The sequence below is a fragment of the Bartonella sp. TT119HLJHH genome (genome assembly GCF_042193385.1).
GTDB lineage: Bacteria > Pseudomonadota > Alphaproteobacteria > Rhizobiales > Rhizobiaceae > Bartonella.
Genome location: NZ_JBHILS010000003.1, coordinates 143,599 through 164,214 on the forward strand (window position 1 = coordinate 143,599; position 20,616 = coordinate 164,214).

Annotated in this window: 13 protein-coding genes; 4 read left to right on the plus strand and 9 right to left on the minus strand. The window is 36.5% G+C overall.

Annotated elements, in window-relative coordinates; genetic code table 11:
- Positions 1–27: 27 nt before the first annotated feature.
- The 8 genes from mazG to ACFIJL_RS03045 all read right to left on the minus strand — a co-directional run bounded on the left by mazG (position 28) and on the right by ACFIJL_RS03045 (position 13,852).
- A complete protein-coding gene (mazG, locus tag ACFIJL_RS03010; protein ID WP_375622427.1) occupies positions 28–843 on the minus strand; it encodes a nucleoside triphosphate pyrophosphohydrolase in 816 nt (271 codons plus the stop codon).
- Between the two features lie 33 nt (positions 844–876).
- The gene (locus ACFIJL_RS03015) at positions 877–1,806 is read right to left on the minus strand and encodes a lipid A biosynthesis lauroyl acyltransferase (RefSeq protein WP_375622473.1); all 930 of its coding nucleotides are present in this window, start codon (positions 1,804–1,806) and stop codon (positions 877–879) included.
- 6 nt (positions 1,807–1,812) lie between these two features.
- Positions 1,813–2,841 carry a zinc-binding dehydrogenase gene (locus ACFIJL_RS03020; RefSeq protein WP_375622428.1) on the minus strand — a complete coding sequence of 343 codons (1,029 nt, stop codon included), beginning with the start codon at positions 2,839–2,841 and terminating at the stop codon, positions 1,813–1,815.
- A 57-nt stretch (positions 2,842–2,898) separates the two neighbouring features.
- Positions 2,899–4,173, minus strand: coding sequence for a beta-ketoacyl-ACP synthase (locus ACFIJL_RS03025; protein WP_375622429.1), 1,275 nt, complete (start codon positions 4,171–4,173; stop codon positions 2,899–2,901).
- Positions 4,174–4,188: 15 nt separating this feature from the next.
- Positions 4,189–5,364, minus strand: coding sequence for a beta-ketoacyl-ACP synthase (locus ACFIJL_RS03030; RefSeq protein WP_375622430.1), 1,176 nt, complete (start codon positions 5,362–5,364; stop codon positions 4,189–4,191).
- Between the two features lie 11 nt (positions 5,365–5,375).
- A complete protein-coding gene (locus ACFIJL_RS03035) occupies positions 5,376–5,660 on the minus strand; it encodes an acyl carrier protein (protein ID WP_375613069.1) in 285 nt (94 codons plus the stop codon).
- Positions 5,661–5,848: 188 nt separating this feature from the next.
- Entirely contained in the window at positions 5,849–8,167 is a 2,319-nt protein-coding gene (locus tag ACFIJL_RS03040; protein WP_375622431.1) for an NADP-dependent malic enzyme, read from the minus strand.
- Between the two features lie 1,128 nt (positions 8,168–9,295).
- Complete coding sequence (locus ACFIJL_RS03045; RefSeq protein ID WP_375622432.1) at positions 9,296–13,852, minus strand: hypothetical protein; 4,557 nt, start codon at positions 13,850–13,852, stop codon at positions 9,296–9,298.
- A gap of 671 nt (positions 13,853–14,523) precedes the next feature.
- On the opposite strand from ACFIJL_RS03045, the gene hfq reads away from it, so the two are divergent.
- From hfq to ACFIJL_RS03065, 4 genes are all read left to right on the plus strand, one after another.
- Positions 14,524–14,763 (plus strand): RNA chaperone Hfq, encoded by a 240-nt coding sequence (gene hfq / locus ACFIJL_RS03050; RefSeq protein ID WP_005773461.1) that lies wholly within the window; start codon positions 14,524–14,526, stop codon positions 14,761–14,763.
- Positions 14,764–14,817: 54 nt separating this feature from the next.
- On the plus strand, positions 14,818–16,161 hold the full coding sequence (gene hflX / locus ACFIJL_RS03055) for a GTPase HflX (protein ID WP_375622433.1): 1,344 nt from the start codon (positions 14,818–14,820) through the stop codon (positions 16,159–16,161).
- 144 nt (positions 16,162–16,305) lie between these two features.
- On the plus strand, positions 16,306–18,132 hold the full coding sequence (locus ACFIJL_RS03060; RefSeq protein ID WP_375622434.1) for a hypothetical protein: 1,827 nt from the start codon (positions 16,306–16,308) through the stop codon (positions 18,130–18,132).
- Between the two features lie 147 nt (positions 18,133–18,279).
- Entirely contained in the window at positions 18,280–19,356 is a 1,077-nt protein-coding gene (locus ACFIJL_RS03065; protein WP_375622435.1) for a COX15/CtaA family protein, read from the plus strand.
- 21 nt (positions 19,357–19,377) lie between these two features.
- Here the strand turns inward: ACFIJL_RS03065 and argC are convergent, their stop codons facing one another.
- Positions 19,378–20,310, minus strand: a complete 933-nt coding sequence (gene argC, locus ACFIJL_RS03070) for an N-acetyl-gamma-glutamyl-phosphate reductase (RefSeq protein ID WP_375622437.1) — start codon at positions 20,308–20,310, stop codon at positions 19,378–19,380.
- Positions 20,311–20,616 lie beyond the last annotated feature (306 nt).

The window sequence follows — 20,616 nt, forward strand, 5'->3', positions numbered from 1 at the left end:
TTTTAGGTAGAAGAAATCTACTATTTTTTATTGTTCATTTTTAGCTTGCTTCCAAAGTGCTTCCATTTCCTTCAAAGATGCATCAATGAGTGTTTTAGATTGAGTGGATAGCTTTTCTTCAATATAGGCAAAACGATTTCGGAATTTTGTATTTGTTTTTTTTAATGCTTTTTGTGAATCAATCGCTAAGTGGCGTGCCAAATTGAGGAGAATAAAGTAGAGGTCTCCAAACTCTGCTTCTATTTCTGAAATTTTCTTATTTTTGATGGCTTCTTTGAGCTCTTCGAGTTCTTCTTCTATTTTTGCAAAAACTTTATCACTCTCTTGCCAATCAAAACCCACTTTCGCCGCTGCTTCTTGTAAAGCAAGCGCTTCTTGGTTTGCTGGCTGGATTGGTTTTACTTTTGCGAGTATGCTTGTGGAGGAATTGTTGTTTTTTTCTTCACACATTCTTTTTTGTTCAACCTGTTCTCTTTTTTTTATATATTCCCACTCTTCTTTTATAAATCCTCGTTTTTTTTGCTCAGCATTTCCAAAAACATGAGGATGGCGTCGAATCATTTTTTCCGTGATTGCATAAACAACATCTTCAAAAGTAAAGCTGCCTTCTTCTTGTGCTATGGTAGCATGATAGACAACTTGTAAAAGAAGATCCCCAAGTTCTTCACAGAGATCCTTTCGATTTTTTCGTTCAATAGCATCGATGACTTCGTAAACTTCTTCGAGCATATAGGGTATGAGGGATTCAAAAGTTTGTTTTTTATGCCAGATACAACCATTATCAGAGTTTCGTAATGCAGTGATAATTGCAGTGAGATCTTTGATATCTTTTGAGGCTAACATTTTGCACTTCCTTTGTAAGCAATAGAGCTTATGTTAGATGTCCCAACGTCTATGTAACCACATCCATTGTCCAGGATATTCACGGACCCAAGATTCAACAATATCATTTAATTTTTGTGTAGAAGCAGCTATATCGATATCATTTTTTTCATCACGTGGAAGTTCTACATGTTCATATAACTCTAAACGATGACGTCCACTAGGCAAACGAATACAACGTGCTGGATAAATATCACAGTCATATTGTCGAGCAAGTTTTATAATTAAGGGGTTTGTTTTAAGAGGTCTGTTAAAAAAAGTCCCCATGACACCGCGGCGAAATTTTTGATCAACGAGCATACCAACATTTTCACCTTCTTCTAATTTGGCTGCTAATGCCCATGCTGCACCGGCCTTGGAGGGAACAAGATGTCCCATAGAAGTTTGTCGTGCTTTAAGGATTCGTTTGGCAACATAGGGATTATTGGGTGGTCTAAATAATACTGTAACATTAAGATCAAAACTTTGTGCGCAAATAGGCAGAAGTTCAAAATTTCCAGTATGTGCGGTGAAAAAAATATGTGGTTTTTTTTCATTTTTTAATCGCTCAAATATTTCAATGCCTTTAACCTCAATGAAACCTGGCTCGTCTGCATGAGGATCAAAATCAAAAATTTTATCAAGAAAAATATATTCGGCTAGGAAACGTCCTATATTTTCCCACATTTCTATTGCAATCACATGGAGTTCTTGCTCTGTTTTTTCTGGATATGCACTCCTAAGGTTTGCAAGTGTGATTTGATGACGATGTACAAGGGGACCAATTTTTTTTGCTAACCAAGCAAAAAAAGAAATTCCCATTTTGGCTGGAAAACATTTTAGAATAAATAAAGAACCAAAGAGCAGATATGCCCATAACAAGTAGGATATTTTTTTAGCTATAATTTTAATACGATATATGAGATTTTTAAGAGAAAGCTTCATCATGATTTAATCGATTTTAAGGATAATTTTACCAAAAACATCACGACTCTCCATTCGTTTTAAAGCTGTATCAATTTCATCCAGCCCAACAATTGTATCAATGACAGGGTGCACGGCTTTTTGTGCCATTTTTTGCATGGCATTGTTCATATTTTCCATACGGCAGCCAAATGAACCGAATATCTTAAGCTGTTGCTGGAATAATTGCATGAGATTTATTGGTGCTGAAACACCAGAGGTAGAACCGCAAGTCACTAAGCGTGCTCCTTTTTTCATACATAACAGAGAACCGTTCCATGTATCGACACCAACATGCTCAAAAACAACGTCAACACCTTTTTTTTGGGTTAATTTACGCACTACACCTTCAAAACGATCTTTACGATAATTAATCACATGATCTGCCCCAAGAGCGTGCGCTTTTGCAATTTTTTCATCTGAACCTACAGTTGTGATAACTGTACAGCCCATGTGTTTTGCAAGTTGAATGGCTGCAGAACCAATACCTGAGCCACCAGCCTGTACTAGGATTGTTTCTCCTGCTTGTAGTTTTGCGTTATCGAAAAGCATATGTTCTACGGTACCAAAAGTAATTGGAGCAACAGCTGCTTGCAATTCATCACATTGGAGAGGGGCTGGAACTAATAAACGTGCTGGCAAATTGACAAGCTCACACGCAAATCCATCAAGGTGAAAACCGTAGACTCCCTTTACATTACTGCAAAGATTATCCCGTCCTTCATGACAAGCTTGGCATATTCCGCAGGTTTGTGCACCATAAATTGAGACAATTTGTCCAAGTTGGAGATGTTCAACGCCATCTCCTATTTGTATAACCTCACCAGAGGCTTCAGCACCAATGATGAGTGGCATTTTTCTTTTCGCAAAGGCCATGCCACGCCATCCCCATACATCAATGTGATTAAGGGCAACAGCTTTTATCCGTACCGTTACTTCACCTAGGCTCGGTGGAGATGGCGAGGGAATATTGGTGATTTCAAGCCGACGTTCATCGAAGAGTTGCAGTGCACGCATTATTATCCCCCTTAAATATATTATTGGTTAGCGTTATAAAATTTTATTATTAAAGGATTATCCTTTATATGCTGTGATAACAAGACTCGTATTTTGACCACCAAATCCAAAAGAGTTTGACAAAACCGCATTAACACAGGCTTTACGGCTATGATGAGGAACAACATCTAAAGGGATAGCAGGGTCAGGATTATCGTAATTTATTGTCGGTGGAAGTATCCCCGATTGAATGGTTAAAAGCGAAAAAACGGCTTCTATTGCACCAGCAGCAGTTAATGTATGCCCAATCATTGATTTATTAGAAGAGACTGGAATATGCTCTAACTGATCACCGAAGACTGTTGATAACGCAAGATATTCCATTTTCTCATTTTCAGGTGTTGAGGTTCCATGTGCATTAATATAGTCAATTTCATTGATGGTTATTTGTGCATCGTCTAAGGCTTTACGAACGGATTCAATTGCTGGTGATGCATCAGGTTTTGAACGTGTACGGTGAAAATCATCGGCTGTTTCTCCACAGCCAGCTAAAATTCCTAAAACTGTAGCGTTACGGTTTAATGCGCTTTGAAGAGATTCAAGAACAAGAGCGCCTGAGCCTTCTGCCATAACAAAACCATCTCGATCACGGCTAAAGGGTTTTGCTGCTTTTTCTGGAGGCTCATTCTGAGTTGAAAGAGCAGATAGTAGCGAAAAACGAATAAGAGATTCTGCTGAAACTGACCCATCTGTCGCAATTATGAGAGCACGATTTGTCTCTCCCCGTCGAATAGACTCAACACCTAATTGAATTGCTGTTGCACCAGATGCACAGGCAGTGGAAAGTGTAACAGGAAGTCCTTTTGTACCGAATGTTTTTTGAAGTTTTTCTGCAATTGCACCAAATTGTGTGGTTTCAAAAAGCGTTTCATGGAGTTTATGCTTACAGACTTTAAGAAGATGTGCATAAGAAGGCTCATTATTGAATTCTTCCTCTTGATCAAGACTAAAACGTGCTTTCCATTCAAGTTCAACAGGAGGAGCAGCTAGAAAGAGTGGTCCATTAAAATTTGTTTTATCAATAGCAGCTTGTTTTAAAGCTTCTTCAGCAGAAAGATGCGCAAGCTTTTCAGAGAGAGCTGAAGCACCAAGCGTACTTTCTTTGAGGAAATCAATTGTTCCAGCAATATATGTATTTAATCCCTCAACGGGAAAACGTGTTATTTTGTGGATACCGCTTACACCGTTTGTTAATTTTTGCCAATTTTCATGTTTCCCTTGTCCTAGTGATGTGACAATGCCTGCACCAGTTATTGCTACAAGTGGACGCCCAAAATGATCATGATATTTCACTATAGAAATTCCCCTTCAAACAGCTGTAAGACGTACGATACCTTCAGCTCTTTTTATACCAATAGTTGTCACAAATATTTCATGTACTTCTTTAAGAAAAGGTTTTTCATGAGGACTTAACGCTGGAAAACAGTGTTTTTTTTCAATTGCAAGTGCTGCAAGAGCAAGTGCTAGAGGAAATTGTGCTTCCCGCATATAGCCAAATAACGTTGTAATACCGCGATAAGATAGATTAGCATCATCAAGAGCATTTTGTTCTGCTTTTGTTGCTTCATGAGCACCAGAGGCTGCTGAAATGGCTAAGGCAGATTTAGTGCCCACAGTTTTTAACATTGTTGCAATTGATTCTCTAAGTGAAGTTTTGGTTCTATCTATTTGGTCTGTAACAATTTGACTAATTTCAGCATAAGCACGTGCGTTACGTTTTTTCGCATGTTCTCCACTTTCAAGAACGAAGAAAATACCACCAGAACCGGTTATAATACCGCCGCCAGGGTGAACTTTACGATCCCACACTGGGCTCCACCCATTATGAGTTAAAAGACCACCAAGCTCATGTGCTAACAACATATCATAACTTTGTGCATTATAGGAACTTCCTACAAGAGCATGGGTACTTTGTCCCGATTTAATACGGGCTACAGCAACTTGAAGTGCAGAAAGTCCACTACCTTCTTCTCCCATAAATGTGCGAGATGATCCAGTGACTTTATGAACAATTGAAATGTTTCCTGCCAGAAGGTTTGAAAGTTGTGCCAAAAATAATGTTGGACGAAGTTCGGTTGCAAGAGCAACATTTAACATAGAGGCATGATCGACGACTGCGCGCGCTTTAGAAAGGATTTGTGTATCAACAGTAATATCACGCTCTCCTCCACTTGCTGCTACGATCATATCCATTGTTGAAGTGAATTGCTCATTATTTTTCATACCGGCGTCATCAAGAGCAAGACCAGCCGCATAAGTACCAAGACGTTGCCATGTTCCCATTTGCCGTTGATCACTTTTTTTAGGAATTTGTAAACTCCAATCAACTTCGGGCAATTTATGAACTGTGTAGGGCGAAAAAGTTGTATAATCTAGGTTTGGTTGACGGGCTGGATCATTTAAGAGATTCCAATGTTGATCAGTTCCTTCTCCCAGAGAGCTTATGAGTCCTATACCAGTGATGAATACAGATTGATCATGCATGATGAAAAAAATTACTCCGCCTGTTTTAAGGCAACGAGATCATCAATTTTTGCACAAAGGTTTTTAAGAACAAAGTATTCTTCCGTTGCAACTGTACCTTCGTTGACTTCTTGCGTCCATTGTTCTAGTGGAACTTTTATTCCGAAAGCTTTATCAATAGCGAAAACAATATCAAGAAAATCAAGACTATCAATTCCCAAATCGTCAATTGTATGACTTTCAGGTGTAATTATATTGCGATCAATTTCACTGATTTCTGCAATAATATCAGCAACTTTATCAAACGTAGCAGACAATACACGGATTCCTTATTATAGAGTTAGTAAATTCAAAATACATTTAATACTGTTCTTCTAGCCTTTTTTCTCTTTAAAAAAAAGCCTTAATCCAGAATATAACTGTCTTTTCTATAGAGAAAAGAGGTTTACAGTACATAAAATACTATATCTCAATATTTAAAAAACTTTGAAATTTTATTGCGCATTTATTTTACGAGACTATTTTTTCTATTGGCAGCAAGGACAGCAAGGGCTGTTATATTAACAACTCCCCGTGAAGTTACTGAAGGCGTTAAGATATGGGCGGGACGTGCTGCCCCGATTAGAATAGGACCAACATGGAGTGCATTTGTAAGGCTTTTAACAGTGTTGAGCGTGATATTGGCTGAATCAAGTGTTGGAAAGACAAGTAAATTAGCTTCACTTTTAAGACGAGAATCAGGGAAAACACGATCACGAAAAACTTTGGAAAGGGCAGCATCAGCATGCATTTCACCATCTGCTTCTAAATCAGGGTGTAATTTGGCAAGAATTTCTGTTGCACGTCGCATTTTACGCGCACTTTCTGTGTTTTTAGAACCAAAGTTTGAGTGTGATAATAAGGCTGCTTTTGGTGTTATTCCAAATGCTTCAACTTCTTGAGCTGCCAACACAGTCATTTCAGCGATTTCTTCTGCAGAAGGATTTTCATTGACGTAAGTATCTGTAAGGAAAAGAGTACGTTGTTGAGAGATAAGCAAACTCATAGCAGAAAAACGGTGAACATGAGGATCAAGACCGATAATTTGTTCAATCAATTCAAGTTGGCGTTCAAAGCGTCCTTCTAAGCCGCAAATCATCGCGTCTGCTTCTTCACGCATGACGGCGAGGGCAGCAATGGCTGTTGTTGATGTTCTTACTACTGTTTTTGCCATTTCAGGCGTAACACCACGTCTTCCTGTATAATGAAAAAATAAATTAACATAATCACGAAAACGTGGATCATCTTCAGGGTTTGTTAATTCAAAATCTATACCAGGACGAATTCTCAAACCAAAGCGTTTTAATCTTGCTTCTACGACATGTGGACGACCGATAAGGAGAGGTGTTGCCGTTTGTTCTTCAATGACAATTTGTGCTGCACGAAGGACGCGTTCATCTTCACCATTCGCATAAATGACGCGTTTACGTTTTGCTGTTTTTGCTGCAGCAAAAACAGGTTTCATTGTTAAACCAGAAAGAAAGACAAATCGATTGAGGATATCATAATAGGCTTCCATATCTTCAATGGGACGAACGGCGACACCCGTTGCCATTGCTGCTTTAGCAACAGCAGGAGCAATACGCAGTATTAAACGCGGATCAAAAGGAGAGGGGATCAAATAGTCTGGACCAAAACTCGGGGGTTCTTTTGAATATGCGCGTGCCACAACATCTGAAGTTTCTTCACGTGCAAGGGCAGCAATCGCATGAACAGCAGCCATTTTCATTTCTTCATTAATTGCAGTAGCACCTACGTCTAATGCACCACGGAAGATATAGGGAAAACACAGTACATTATTAACTTGATTGGGATAATCAGAGCGCCCTGTACAGATCATTGCATCTGGCCGCACGGAGCGTGCTTCTTCGGGCATAATTTCTGGTACTGGATTAGCCAGCGCTAAAATGAGTGGATTTTGAGCCATTCTTTTAAGATATTCAGGCTTTAACACACCACCCGCAGATAAGCCCAGAAAAATATCTGTATTATCAATAATATCAGATAAAGTTCGTGCGTCTGTTTTTTGGGCGTAATTGTCTTTCCAACGATCCATAAGGGTCTTGCGACCTTCATAAACAACACCTTCTAAGTCACTAAGCCAAATATTTTCAACTTTTGCCCCAAGACGGACCAAAAGATTAATACAAGCTAGGGCCGCAGCGCCTGCACCTGAGGTAATTATTTTTGCATTTTCAATTTTTTTTCCTGAAAGATTTAAGGCATTTAATACAGCCGCAGAAACAATAATAGCAGTTCCATGTTGGTCATCATGAAAAACTGGAATATTCATCTTAGCGCGCAGTTTTTCTTCGATTTCAAAACATTCAGGAGCCTTGATGTCTTCAAGATTGATACCACCAAATGTAGGTTCTAAAGTCGATACCGTTTGTACCATTTGTTCTATATCGGATGCATCAATTTCAATATCAAAGACATCAATATTCGCAAATTTTTTGAATAAAACGGCTTTACCTTCCATAACTGGCTTTGAAGCAAGTGGGCCAATATTTCCTAAACCAAGAACAGCAGTTCCATTGGATATAACAGCGACTAAATTAGAACGGGAGGTATATTGAGCAGCAAGATTAGGATCTTCATGAATTGCAAGACATGGTGCAGCAACACCTGGAGAATAAGCAAGAGCTAAATCACGTTGGTTATCAAGAGGTTTTGTTGCTTGTATTTCCAATTTTCCAGGTTTAGGGTACTGGTGATAAAAAAGTGCGGCACTGTCAAGTTCAGCTTTTTGTGAACTGAAATTACTATTTCGTTCTCTAGACATTTTTATGATATCCAAGTTAGTGTATGTTTATACTGAGCGTTCCATCTACGATAAGGTTTTGTCTACTATAGATCCTCATTTCTCTGCATATCAAAATGCATGGGCATGAGTAAATTCTCCTGGATCGTAAAACCAATTTGATGCTTCTTTTTGTTTGTGCGCGTAAATAATTTTGTTGATAGCAGCACGTTTGTTTTTCTTTCCTTAATAAAACACGTAAAAATTAATTAGTTTACAAAAAAATGAAATATTTCTTAATGCTTACATTACCAAGTCATTATTTTTTTTGCAATGCTTACAAAATAAGGAAAACACAGAAGAGCTTTTCCTATTAATTTCATCCATTTTTTATAAAATATATATTTTATTTAAAATTCTATACGTAGGTAAAAGAAGTTTTAAACAACAATTTAAAAGTTATAAATTTTTTATTCAAATATTTTAAAGGTAGTTGAAACGTTAAGAAGAGAAATTGTGTTGTTTATTGTTCAATAGAATTTCTAATAGTGAAAGCTTTATTTTTTATATACTGATAAGTATATGTTTTAAGCAACGAAGATGTCGCTGAAATAGCTGTAATTGCGCATTCTATACATGAAGTTCATATATTCCATATAACGCTTTTCTTTATAATTTATAATGAATCATCTTGTATATTGGATGGGAAATTTGAATACAATAAAATCCATTCATTTCAAATTCACCTAATATAACAAAAATATTGACTTACATATTTCAAGGAAGAGCAATATGTGAGTAAAAAATCTTTAAGAAAGGAATAAAAATGTTTCTTATGAATTGTTTTCATAAAAACGCATGAAAAAACATTGAGAGGTAGCAAATAAAATAATATTGTTAGAGCTTTATGTTTTTATGAAACTATGAAAAAAAAGATTAAGAGAAGAATAAAGAAGTAGGAAATATGTTTTATTATTCTTAGAATGCTATGCTGTTTGATAAGTTATTATGCTTCTTTAGGATTATCGTCTAGGATATCAAAGAAAATCGCATGCCAATTATCCCAGCCTTTGAAAGCTACAGTTGAAAGCAAAGTACTCTATGATGAGCCATTAAAACAACTGGAGAGAGAAAGTGGAAAAAATATTTTTTCCCACTTTTCTTATTTGTTTATTGAATACGGCCACTTGCATGAGCAAGCATGGTATAAACTTTTCCGGTATCTGATATCAGGTATTTGCGCACTGAGCTGGAAGAACTAGAACTGCGCGATATATCACGTAAGAGCTTTTCGAAATCTGTAACATATTGATTCACTGAACGTTTAAACTCAAAATCGCTCATATATTTTTTCTTAATCATTTCAAATATTGTTTTTCCACTCAAGGTGTAAAGACGTTCTGTTACAATGTTTTTTTGTCCACGTTGATAATGATCCCATAGCTCAACAATGGCATTATGATTAATCGCTTGCACTATACCAGATGCTAATGAGTTAAGAGAGGTGTTTGCAGGACGTGGTTTTGTTTGCACAGACGTTAAAACAGCATCACTAGGGGCGTCATAAAATGTTTCTTCACGTGAAGCTCTTTCTAAGAGATTCGATACCCATTTATTTGGTCTTTTTTTGCTTTGATCTTGTTGCAAAACAGGTTTAGGTGGTACGATCTTTTTAATGGTTTCAGGGGAACTATCACTTCTTTGATTAAACATTGATGATGTAGGAAATGCCGATATCAGCTGTTTTTGCAAATCCTTTTGATCATTTTGTATAACACTGACTAAATCTTGTAACGCTGTAATCTGTTCATTCAAAGCTGTGCGAATTGTTTGCGTTGTTTCTTTTGTTTTTTCTGGAAGTTTTTTTACATTTTCATTGATATCATTATTAATCTTTGAGAGCTCTAAACGAACTTCATCAGCGGAGCGACGTATATTTTCTGCTGCTTCTGAAAAACGCGTTGATGCTTCACTAACAAGTCCATTAAGTGATTGTTGGAATGAATTTGTGGAGTTACGCGCATTCTTATCAGAGCGTTCAAGTGCTAAGTTGAAGATTTTTTCATAATGCTCAATCATTTGATTAATTTCATGAGACTTTGAAACAAGTGCATCACTTAATACAGAAAGCGTATTATGTTTTTCTTCAAGTGTTGCACTAAGTGAATTTTCAGACTGTTCAAGAACGTGAATAGTTTGGGTGAGTGTTTTTGCATGTTCACCAAAACTGCTTGTTATATGATTAATTTGTTCAAAGGTATTCTCTGAGAGTCCTTGCAGAATTTCAACATTATTGTTGAGTGCTTGATTTGAGGCTGTTAAACGCTCTGCTACTTGGTTTGTATTACGGAAAAAATTATTCGTCGTTTCACTAAACTGACCATCAATATTTTGAACAGCTGATAATAAAACATTACTATTTTCGTGAAAATTGTAAATTGATTGATTCAACTGTTTTAAGATGGATGAGACATTATTAACAAGCTCTTCCTTCATCGCTGTTACTGTTTGAAGTGTTTCGGAGTTAGCTTTGGTCAAGCTATTCACTAAAGATTCATTATGTGCATAAATTCTTTGTTCAGCATTTTGTGTAGAGAGAGAGAGTTGTTCACCGATATGCTGTGTTAAAGAATCAATAGATTCTGTCGTATTTTGCGCTGCTTGATTTAAGTAATTTGTCAGCTCTGTTATTTTTCCAACATGTTCTGAAACTTGTGTCGCTGTTTGATTTCCAGCATCTTCCAGACGGCTCGTTACATCAGAAAGCTGATGTCCTAAATTATTTTTAAGATTTTGCATAGAGTGATGAAGAACATCACAGCGTTCATTAAGAACTTGTTCTATTGCTGTTGTTGATGTGTGAATAGTTTCATTCAATAATGCTTGTGCATTATGACTGGCTGTTGCGAAAGCTTCGACAGTATGCGCTGTTTGTTCAGACAGAACGGACAGAACTTTTTCACTGGTATCATAAACAGTTTTTTTGACATTTGATACAATGCGATTGCCTGATTCTGAGAGAATATTTTCTGCTTGGGCAGTAACATTTGTAACAGATGAAAGAATTTGTTCACTCGTAGAAGAAAGAATATCAGAAGCTTTTATAATCTTATTATGCAGGTTATCTGTAACTGTATTAACAGAGTCTTCTAAAGTTACACGCATATTGTCAACACTGCTTTCCAGCGCTTGTTGAATTACCTGACTTTGCTCATTATTAAGCATGAGAGACGTTTTTAACGTGTCAGAACGTTCCTCAATAACAGATGTTTGCATATCAATGGCTTCACAGATTTGGCTAAACTTTTCAGATAATGTTTCCTCTAGCGTTGTTGTCCGTTCAAAAATTTTGTGTGCACGATCTTCTAGATCTGTATCGAATGATTCCATACGTGTTTCAAGGGTTTCAAAGAAAACTCCACTCGATTGAGAGAGGGTATTCTTTAAAATTTCGGCATGGCTTTCAAGGTTTTTGATATGATCTTGAACCGTTTCAGTAATGTTTTTATTATTGGCAACAATTGCACTCTCAACTAAATCTATTTGTTGTTTCAATGCAACATCAACACGTATATCACTTTTTGCAATGAGGTTATGGATTGTTTCCATGCGTTGCTCAAGTGTGCGTGCTTGATCGGCAAGAACTTCATTGAGAGAAAAACTATTAATCGCTAAAGAATCGCGCAGAGCATCGGCACGGATATCAATATTTCTCGCTTGTGCTTCTAAAGCATCTTGGGTTGTATTACAGCTTTGTACAATGACGTCTTGTAGCTTTTCAGTGCATTGAATGATGTTTGTAATATGATTTTCAGCTTGTTTATCAACAACTTGAACATTATCAGCCAAAACTTTTTCAATATGAGAAGTATTTTGGGACAAAACATCAATTTGATTTCTTAATGTATCTGCAATTTTATTCTTCTCGTTATCGAGCATGTCTGCCATAAGAGCTCGTTGATCAGAAAGTTGTACTTTAAAATCTTGTGAACGTTCTTGTATGATATCAACAATGGCATTGTCGACATATTGAATTTCTTCTCTCAGACTTTCTTTACTTTTATCAATTGCAGAAAGAATAGCTTCACGTCCATTTGTAAATGCATGGGTAATGTCTGCTGTTTTTTCTTGGAGGTTTTCATTTATTTTCAAGACATGAGATTCCAAGAAGTTACCAAGTTTTTCAGCATTATCCTCTAAAGCCTGACTGCGTTCTATAAAGGAATCAATAATGGAATCACTATGTTCTTTAAGAGAAAGATCAACAGTTGCTAAACGTTGTTCAAAGGCTCCAATTGCTTGCGAGGTTACGTTATCAAATTTAGAAGAGAGTTTATGTGCTTGGTCGTCGAGCTTTAAGATCTTCTCATCAAAATTCTGTAGAGATTGATTATTACGATCAATAAGAGCTTTATCCAAGGCTTTAAACTTTTCATCGACAGCGTGCAAAGTTTGATCTGTTACTGCTTGTATATGTGTTGCAATTTTAGCAACATGTACTTCCGCTTTTTCAGCTGTTTCATTAAAGGTTTTTTCTATTTGTTTTTCATTATGATCAAATCGTTTTGCAAAACCATCGAAGTTTTTTCCTAATTCATGAAAGAATTCTGTGTTTTTCTGCTGAATTTGTGTTGTTGTTTTGTTAAATTTTTCAACAAGCTGATTTGTTACGCCATCACTGGCGTAGGAAAGTTTTTCAACAAGGTCTTCACCTTGTTTTTGTAAAGTTTGAGAAAGGGTTTGTGCAAGTTTTTCAACGTTGGTTACAATGTTAGAGGTAACCAAACCAAATTCATCACTCAGTTGTTCTTGGGTTCCTTTAATTGTTGATTGTACGCGATCTGCGTGATTCAAAATGGCGATGCGTTCATTACTCAATTCTTTGATTAATGTATGGATACGTGATTCATTCTCAGCATAGGCTTGTTCTAAATTGTGAACTTCACCTTGTATGATCGCTTCAAGTTCAACAGCACGTCCGAGGGTACGTTCAATACCTTCGTTCATTGCTGCTACTTCTTCACGAATGGTTTGCCCTATAGCAATAGCTTGTTTTTCAGATAGATGTTGTGGTTCACTAAGGCGCTGTGCAGCATTGGTCATAAGAAGAGCAATATTATGCAAGTCGTTTGAGCGTTTTGTTAATTGAGCAACGCCCCAAGATATAAGGATAGGAATTGCTGTTCCAGCTGCTACAGCAAGGCCTGTTGGGGATGTAACAAAAGTGCTGATATTGGATAAGGAGCTGAGTCCGGTAGGTGCAAGCTTATGCGCAATAAAAGCTCCTCCAGTTGCCCATAAAGCACTAAGCGCTGTTGTATACCAGTAGACTCGAGAGGAAGAACGCTGCTTTAATGGTCCAAAATTTACAGGGGTTGTTATATCATCATTTGCAGGAAGAAGTTTTGTAGACAACAATGTATTATGAACAGTTCCACCTGAAATATCAGGTGAAGGTTTTGGAGAAAAAAGCTGTTCAACAACGGATTTATCAATAACAGCTTCATCATGAATATTAGAAACAAAAGTTGACGTACCGTTTTCAGCAAAAAATTCTTGTTCTGCCATTGCAATTTTTTGAATCAGATCATCGACATTAACAACATTTTCAGAATTATTGGATGATATTGTTTCAAATCCTGTGTTATCGAAATCAAAGTCCATAGCTTTTGTGAGGGCTTCTTCAACTTCAACTTCAAATGTTTGCAATTTTGTTCTGCGTGCCATACTCGCCTCGTACTCTTACAGACGGAAAAGGGATACGTCCTCTTCCACATAATTTCTACATACTAGCTGTTAATTATTTAGAAAGGAATATGCTTAGGGAAAAATTTTGAAAACTTATCAAGATAAAGTTAACGCAGTTTCTTATACCCTGTTTAAAAGTGCTATAAAATGTAACAAAAACAATTTATTATTTGACTCTAATAAAAACAAAAATACTGTTTACAACTTGTGTTTATAAAAAGCTTTATAAATCTATTATTTTTAAGATAAGATGATTTAATGGCGTATATATGGCATATATAATGTTAAAAAAACAGTGAGGTGCGAATGCCTCTTTTTAAATATCGATGATTGTTAATAAATGCTGTTGTTTGCTTACTTTTATTGATTCGAAACAAAGGAGATTTATCATCACAGATATAGCCTGTAATAGCTTAGTATAAATTTTTGCTTTTTAATTGTAAGCTCATAAAAAAGTAAACGTGGAAAAATTTTTAATTTAATATAGCTTTTCGTAAGTTGTACTTTATTATTGCCTTAAAGAGCCGTTTTTTCTCTAATTTCAGTTGTTTGTTGCTGAATTTTGAAGCTTCTACGTTGACAATTGGATATTTTTCAGTCGATATGCATGCACAAATATTTTATGCAATCTAGATAAAGGTGTAAGAATAATGGCAGAGCGATCACAACACCTGCAAGATGTGTTTTTAAATACGGTGCGTAAGCAAAAAATTTCCCTTACAATTTTTCTTGTCAATGGCGTTAAACTCACGGGAATTGTAACTTCATTTGATAATTTTTGTGTTCTTTTGCGCCGAGATGGACACGCGCAATTGGTTTATAAGCATGCTATTTCTACGATTATGCCTGGACAACCTGTACAGATGTTTGAGGGTGAAAGTCCTGAGTAAACATATCATTTAAAGATAGACCTCTTATCCCATTTTAAAAGTACTTAGATTGCTATGATAAATGAAAATGAGAGATTAGGAGGGGTGTTTTCGCAGAATACAGGACAAGTGCGTGCACTTGTTTTGATACCAATTTTTCAAGAAAATAGAAGTGAAAGCTCTTTGAGAGAGTGTTCTATATCTTCTCGTGTTAAAGAATCATTGGGGTTAGCGCGTGCTATAAGGTTAGAAGTTGTTAATTATGAAACGATTAATATTGCAACGCCTCGCTCTGCGACTTTCTTTGGAAAAGGTAAAATAGATGCGTTAACCTGTTATATAGATGAATATTCTATTGAGCTTGCAATTGTAGATCACTTTTTAACGCCAGTACAGCAGCGTAATTTAGAAAAGTTATGGAATTGCAAAGTTATCGATAGAACGGCTTTGATTCTTGAAATTTTTGGTGATCGTGCACGAACAAAAGAAGGGGTTTTGCAAGTAGAATTGGCGCATTTATCCTATCAAAAAGGGCGGCTTGTGCGTAGTTGGACGCACTTGGAAAGGCAACGGGGAGGGCGTGGCTTCCTAGGTGGACCTGGTGAAACTCAAATTGAAGCAGACAGGCGCCTTTTGCAAGGAAAAATTGTTCGTATTCGCCGCGAATTGGAAACGGTTATTAAAACACGTGCTCTTCATAGAGCAAAAAGAAAAAAAACATCTTATCCTGTTGTGGCACTGGTGGGATATACGAATACAGGAAAATCGACACTCTTTAACCGTTTAAGCGGTGCAGATGTTTTAGCAAAGAATATGTTATTTGCAACGCTTGATCCGACTTTGCGCAAAGTTGTGCTTCCCCATGGAAAAACTATTCTTTTGTCTGATACTGTAGGGTTTATTTCTAACTTGCCAACGAATTTGATTGCAGCTTTTAGAGCAACCCTTGAAGAAGTGGTTGAAGCGGATCTCATTCTTCATGTAAGAGATATGTCAGATCTTGATCATCGTGCACATGCCCAAGATGTTTTAGAAGTGCTTTCAAGTCTTGATATCGATATTGATGATACGGAGCATATCATAGAAGTCTGGAATAAGATTGATATGTTGGATGAGCAAGCATTGAATGTTTTACAAGCAAGCGCAAAAACACGATTAAATCCTGCTCTCATGGTATCAGCACTTAAGGGGGATGGACTCGATCAATTATTAAGAGCCATTGAAAAGCGAATTTTTGGAGATGTGCAAAGCATTGAATATCTTTTACAACCTCATGAAATGTCGCTTATTGATTGGTTTTATGAAAACTCTGCGGAAATAGTGCAAGAAGGGCATGATGATGGGTCTATTACCATTAGAGCGGTTGTTACTTCTGAAGCAAAAAAACAACTAGAGAGCCTCAAAAAAAATATGGATTAAGTTCTTTAAAGCTATTGTTGAACATTTGTGCTTAAATTTTATATTTTTATTATCTCAAAATAATATGACAGCAAGTTAAGAGGATAGTTACTACTTTCTCTTAATAAAACAATATGAAGAAGTATTTTGCTGGTTAAAATAAAGATGAGTCTTACATGTAATAAAAGACTGTTCGTATGTACAGTATGGCGAAACATTTTGATTGTTTTGCTATTACAAATCCTGTGTGTATCTTTGATTTGGTTGTATTATTTTGTCCAGCCCCGTGGTTACCAAGCAACTTTAACATTTTCATTATCTGATTCTGTAGGAAAGCCATTACCAACTGAAAAGCAAGACAATGTTATCGGCTTTTTGTTTTCACAGCCTATATTCTCAAATGATTCGCATTTTTCTTTAAGCGCTTCCTATAAGAAAAAAAATCGGGAAAATATTCGTTTATCGCGTCATGGTGATCTTATCAATCTTACTTTTGAAGCTGAGACACTTGAAGCAGCTCAACATGGGTTGGAAACTTGGTTTTCCGCATTTTCACAAGCAATCATAAAACAGAAACAATCCTTATTAAGTGATAAATCAGAAGACCAACAATATGATGATACTGCGATCGTTAATATTGTACAGGGATTTCGTGCATCTGTTGATTCTTTTATTCAGCGTGGTGTAAAGCAAACAGAGCTTCATGATCTTTCGATGCAATTAACGCAAGCAACTTTAAAGCGTATTCATTTAACAAGTTTGAATTCAATGATTAACATGATGCGTGAAAGTGGGCAGTCTTTATTGTCTTTATCGTTTATTGCAGGCAATTCAGCAATTGTTTCTCTTGAATCTAAACGTGATCTTTTGGAAACGCAAAGAGCACATATGGCGGCGCAATTGGGGTGGACTCATCCTCAAATTAAGGCAATGACTGCGGAATTAGAGGCGGTTTCTCATCAATTAAAAAATAAAATTTTACAGATTGTTTATCAAGTTCATTCAGATGAGGTTATTGCAACGGAATTAGAAAAACAGCTTCAAAAAAGGGTGAGTTTTTTTGTAAAAGATCAATCCCAATCTTTGAATGAAATATTTAACGAGTTTGAAAATAAAATAAAAGCAGCAGTTGATGCCCAAAATGAAGCGATGAGCAAGTCTGCTCAACGAAGAGAAAAAATTGTTGATTCATATCCGAGATTGAGTGATGATCCTCTTCTCTTACAAAATACAAATATCCACGTGGTTATGCCAACAACGTTAGCACCAATTTCTTTTATGGCTCTTTATGGAAAAAATATTCTTGTGAGTGCATTGGCCAGCTTCCTTACTCTTTTGCTAGGAATATTGTTATTTTATCCGTGCTTTAGAAGCAAAAAAGACCAACTCTCAGAAGAGGGGTTGAGATCAAAAGAAAATGCTCTTAAGGAAACTGAGAGTATTTCAGTTTCTCAAGAAACAAAAGGTCTTGAAGCTTTTATTACAATAGAGGGATTATCTGATGTTTTGAAATGGCGTGCTTCAACCATTATTTCAATCATTGGACCAGAGGCAGCACGGACAGCGGCAAAACTTTCACTTCATCTCACAAAAGAGAACAAAACAATTTTGTTAGTCGATATTTCTGGTCAACAAATAGAGAAAGTCATTGGTCCACATCGTGGGCTGAGTGATGTTTTAACGGGCAATGCCCAGTTGCATGATGTTATTTACCGTGATTATGATACGGGGGTTGATATTCTCCCCCAGGGGTTAACAAGCGCTGTTTCTGCACAAGATTTTTCAAATGATATTTCTCATATATTACAAGAATTTAAAAAAGAATATGATTTTATCATCCTAGAGATGGCAAGTGAACCCAAATATGGATTTGAGCAATTTGCAGAGCTAACAGATTATTATATTTGTAATACTGTTCTTAATGAACAGGATTGGATGATGCGGATGGTAAGATGCTTTCCAAAGACTGTTTATCGCGTTGTTGCATCATAAGCTTCGTAAAAAAGAAATATGTATCACATGTTATAGTGGTACGCTTGTTTTTTGCTAAAGTTGTAGTACATACTAAAATAGATAACAGAGTTAATGTTTAAATTTTAAAATGCATTTTAGTTGGAGAGAAGCGTGGGGCAATCAGAGATGGCAGTAAAGGAATTAAACAATAGCATTTTAACGCCCGTGCAAAAGAAAAATAGAAAACAAATACAGGTGTGGCTTTACTCTATTTTATTGCTTTGTTTAGCAATTGTCTTAGTGGGGGGCGCTACTCGTTTGACGGGATCAGGATTATCGATAACGGAATGGAAGCCAATACATGGCGTTATTCCACCGATTGGTGTGGATCAATGGCAAGAGGAATTTTTAAAATATCAACAGATAGCACAGTATAAGCTGCTTAATCCTGATATGACTTTAAGTGCTTTTAAGGTCATTTTTTGGTGGGAGTGGGCGCATCGTGTTCTTGGGCGTCTTGTTGGTCTTGTCGCTTTATTGGGGCTCATTTGGTTTTGGGCAACTAAACGTGTTGAAAAAAATATCTTACTCCCGATTATTGTTGTGCCTATTCTTATCGCCTTTCAAGGCTTTATTGGTTGGTGGATGGTTGCTTCAGGGATTGGACAAAGTAATTTAACAAGTGTGAGCCAATATCGTTTGGCATTTCATCTTATAACGGCATGTTTTGTGATTATTTTTGTTACTTATTTATCTCGAGGGCTTGCAGAATATTCAGAAAAACCAGCAAATAAAAAGGTGCAATATTTTGCGGCATGGCTCGTTATTCTCGTCTTGATAGAGATTTATTGGGGTGCTTTGGTTGCAGGGCTTCATGCTGGAAAAGTCTATAATACATGGCCCCTTATGGATGGTCAGATTATTCCTGATGGATTGTTACAGCATCGTCCTGTTTGGCTCAATTTATTCGAAAATCCCTTAACGGTTCAGTTTATTCATAGATTTTTTGCTTATTTTTTATTGTTTGCCTCGGCTATTCATGCTTTCTATGTACAAAAAAATGTTCCCCGTTCAACCCACTCTCGTCGTGCATTTCTTATCTGTGTTATGATTATTATCCAAGCACTTTTAGGTATTTTGACACTATTACATGAGGTTCCGATAAGTTTGGGGCTCATTCATCAAAGTATGGCATTAGTTGTGTTGTGTTTTGTTGTTGCGCATTGGCGAGCAACAAAAGGGGCATATTGTGCTGTTGAATAAAAGCTTGTATCTAGGTGGAGTTTAGTTGCTTGAAAGCATTAAATCAAGGTTTTGGACAGCAGCAGCTGATGCGCCTTTTCCTAAATTATCGAATATGGCGCTGAGATTAAAAATGCCTTCACGATCATTTCCAAATACGAACAGTTTCATACCATCTTTATTGGCTAAACATTCTGGATTAAGTCTTTGAAGTGAAGCAGTTTCTTCTTGTGATGCAACTAAAATGGTATTTTGTCCATCGTAATGGTTTGCGAGAATTTCGCGCAAATCAGAACAGTTTGCTGATTTTGTGAATAAATGGCGATGCAGAGGAAGATTCACAATCATTCCCTGAGGGAAACGACCCACACTTGGTATAAAAACTGGGGTTTGATTGATTTGTCCATAGATCTTGATTTCTGGCACATGTTTGTGTTCAAGATTAAGACCATAGATAAAATAATTTTCCTGAATATTTTTTTGAGATTGATTTTCCATTTGTAAAATCAACTGTTTTCCACCTCCGGTATAGCCGGAGATTGCATTAATCGAGATGGGATAATAGGCGTCTAGCAGTCCTGCTTCACGGAGTGGGCGAATCAAACTAATGGCACCGGTAGGATAGCATCCGGGATTGGTTACATAATGTGCTGTTTGGATGCGCTTTCTTTGTCCTGCTGTCATTTCAGGAAATCCGTAAACCCAGTCTGGTGCAACACGGTGGGCTGTCGAGCTATCAATAATCCTAATGTTTTTATTTTTTTTAAGCCAATGAACTGTTTCGCGAGCAGCATCATCTGGAAGACACAAAATAGCAATATCAGCTTGATTAAGATAGTCTTGTCGCAGATGAACATTATGGCGATCTTTATGAGAAAGAGAGAGTAGTTTTAAATCTGTACGCCTTTCTAAGCGTTTTTGTATTTGTAGTCCGGTTGTGCCGTGTTCACCATCAATAAAAACTTTGGTTAGCATTCTTATTTGCCTTCGTATTAACTTTTCCTACTATATTCAGCTTTTCAAAATATAAATTATTTTTAATCATTAAATTATTGAATTTCTTTAGATTATAGATTTTTTTTGAAAAAGGTGTAAATAAATTAAGAGTGTAAAAGAAGAAATGTAATCTTATTTTTTACCATTCTTGAGAGGAAAGTTTTTCGCTGTTTTTATAACAAAGAATAAGATAAATATTTTCCTCATTATTTTTGAGTGGAAGTAGTTTAAAATGTTTGGTTTGCATGGTTTGCTGTGTTATCGTTCAGTGACTTTATTTTTTTA

Excerpts from the sequence above, each read along its gene's own strand:
- mazG (WP_375622427.1), bottom strand. The coding sequence starts at position 843 with ATGTTAGCCTCAAAAGATATCAAAGATCTCACTGCAATTATCACTGCA.
- ACFIJL_RS03015 (WP_375622473.1), bottom strand. The coding sequence starts at position 1,806 with ATGAAGCTTTCTCTTAAAAATCTCATATATCGTATTAAAATTATAGCT.
- ACFIJL_RS03020 (WP_375622428.1), bottom strand. The coding sequence starts at position 2,841 with ATGCGTGCACTGCAACTCTTCGATGAACGTCGGCTTGAAATCACCAAT.
- ACFIJL_RS03030 (WP_375622430.1), bottom strand. The coding sequence starts at position 5,364 with ATGCATGATCAATCTGTATTCATCACTGGTATAGGACTCATAAGCTCT.
- ACFIJL_RS03040 (WP_375622431.1), bottom strand. The coding sequence starts at position 8,167 with ATGTCTAGAGAACGAAATAGTAATTTCAGTTCACAAAAAGCTGAACTT.
- ACFIJL_RS03045 (WP_375622432.1), bottom strand. The coding sequence starts at position 13,852 with ATGGCACGCAGAACAAAATTGCAAACATTTGAAGTTGAAGTTGAAGAA.
- hfq (WP_005773461.1), top strand. The coding sequence starts at position 14,524 with ATGGCAGAGCGATCACAACACCTGCAAGATGTGTTTTTAAATACGGTG.
- hflX (WP_375622433.1), top strand. The coding sequence starts at position 14,818 with ATGATAAATGAAAATGAGAGATTAGGAGGGGTGTTTTCGCAGAATACA.
- ACFIJL_RS03060 (WP_375622434.1), top strand. The coding sequence starts at position 16,306 with ATGAGTCTTACATGTAATAAAAGACTGTTCGTATGTACAGTATGGCGA.
- ACFIJL_RS03065 (WP_375622435.1), top strand. The coding sequence starts at position 18,280 with ATGGCAGTAAAGGAATTAAACAATAGCATTTTAACGCCCGTGCAAAAG.
- argC (WP_375622437.1), bottom strand. The coding sequence starts at position 20,310 with ATGCTAACCAAAGTTTTTATTGATGGTGAACACGGCACAACCGGACTA.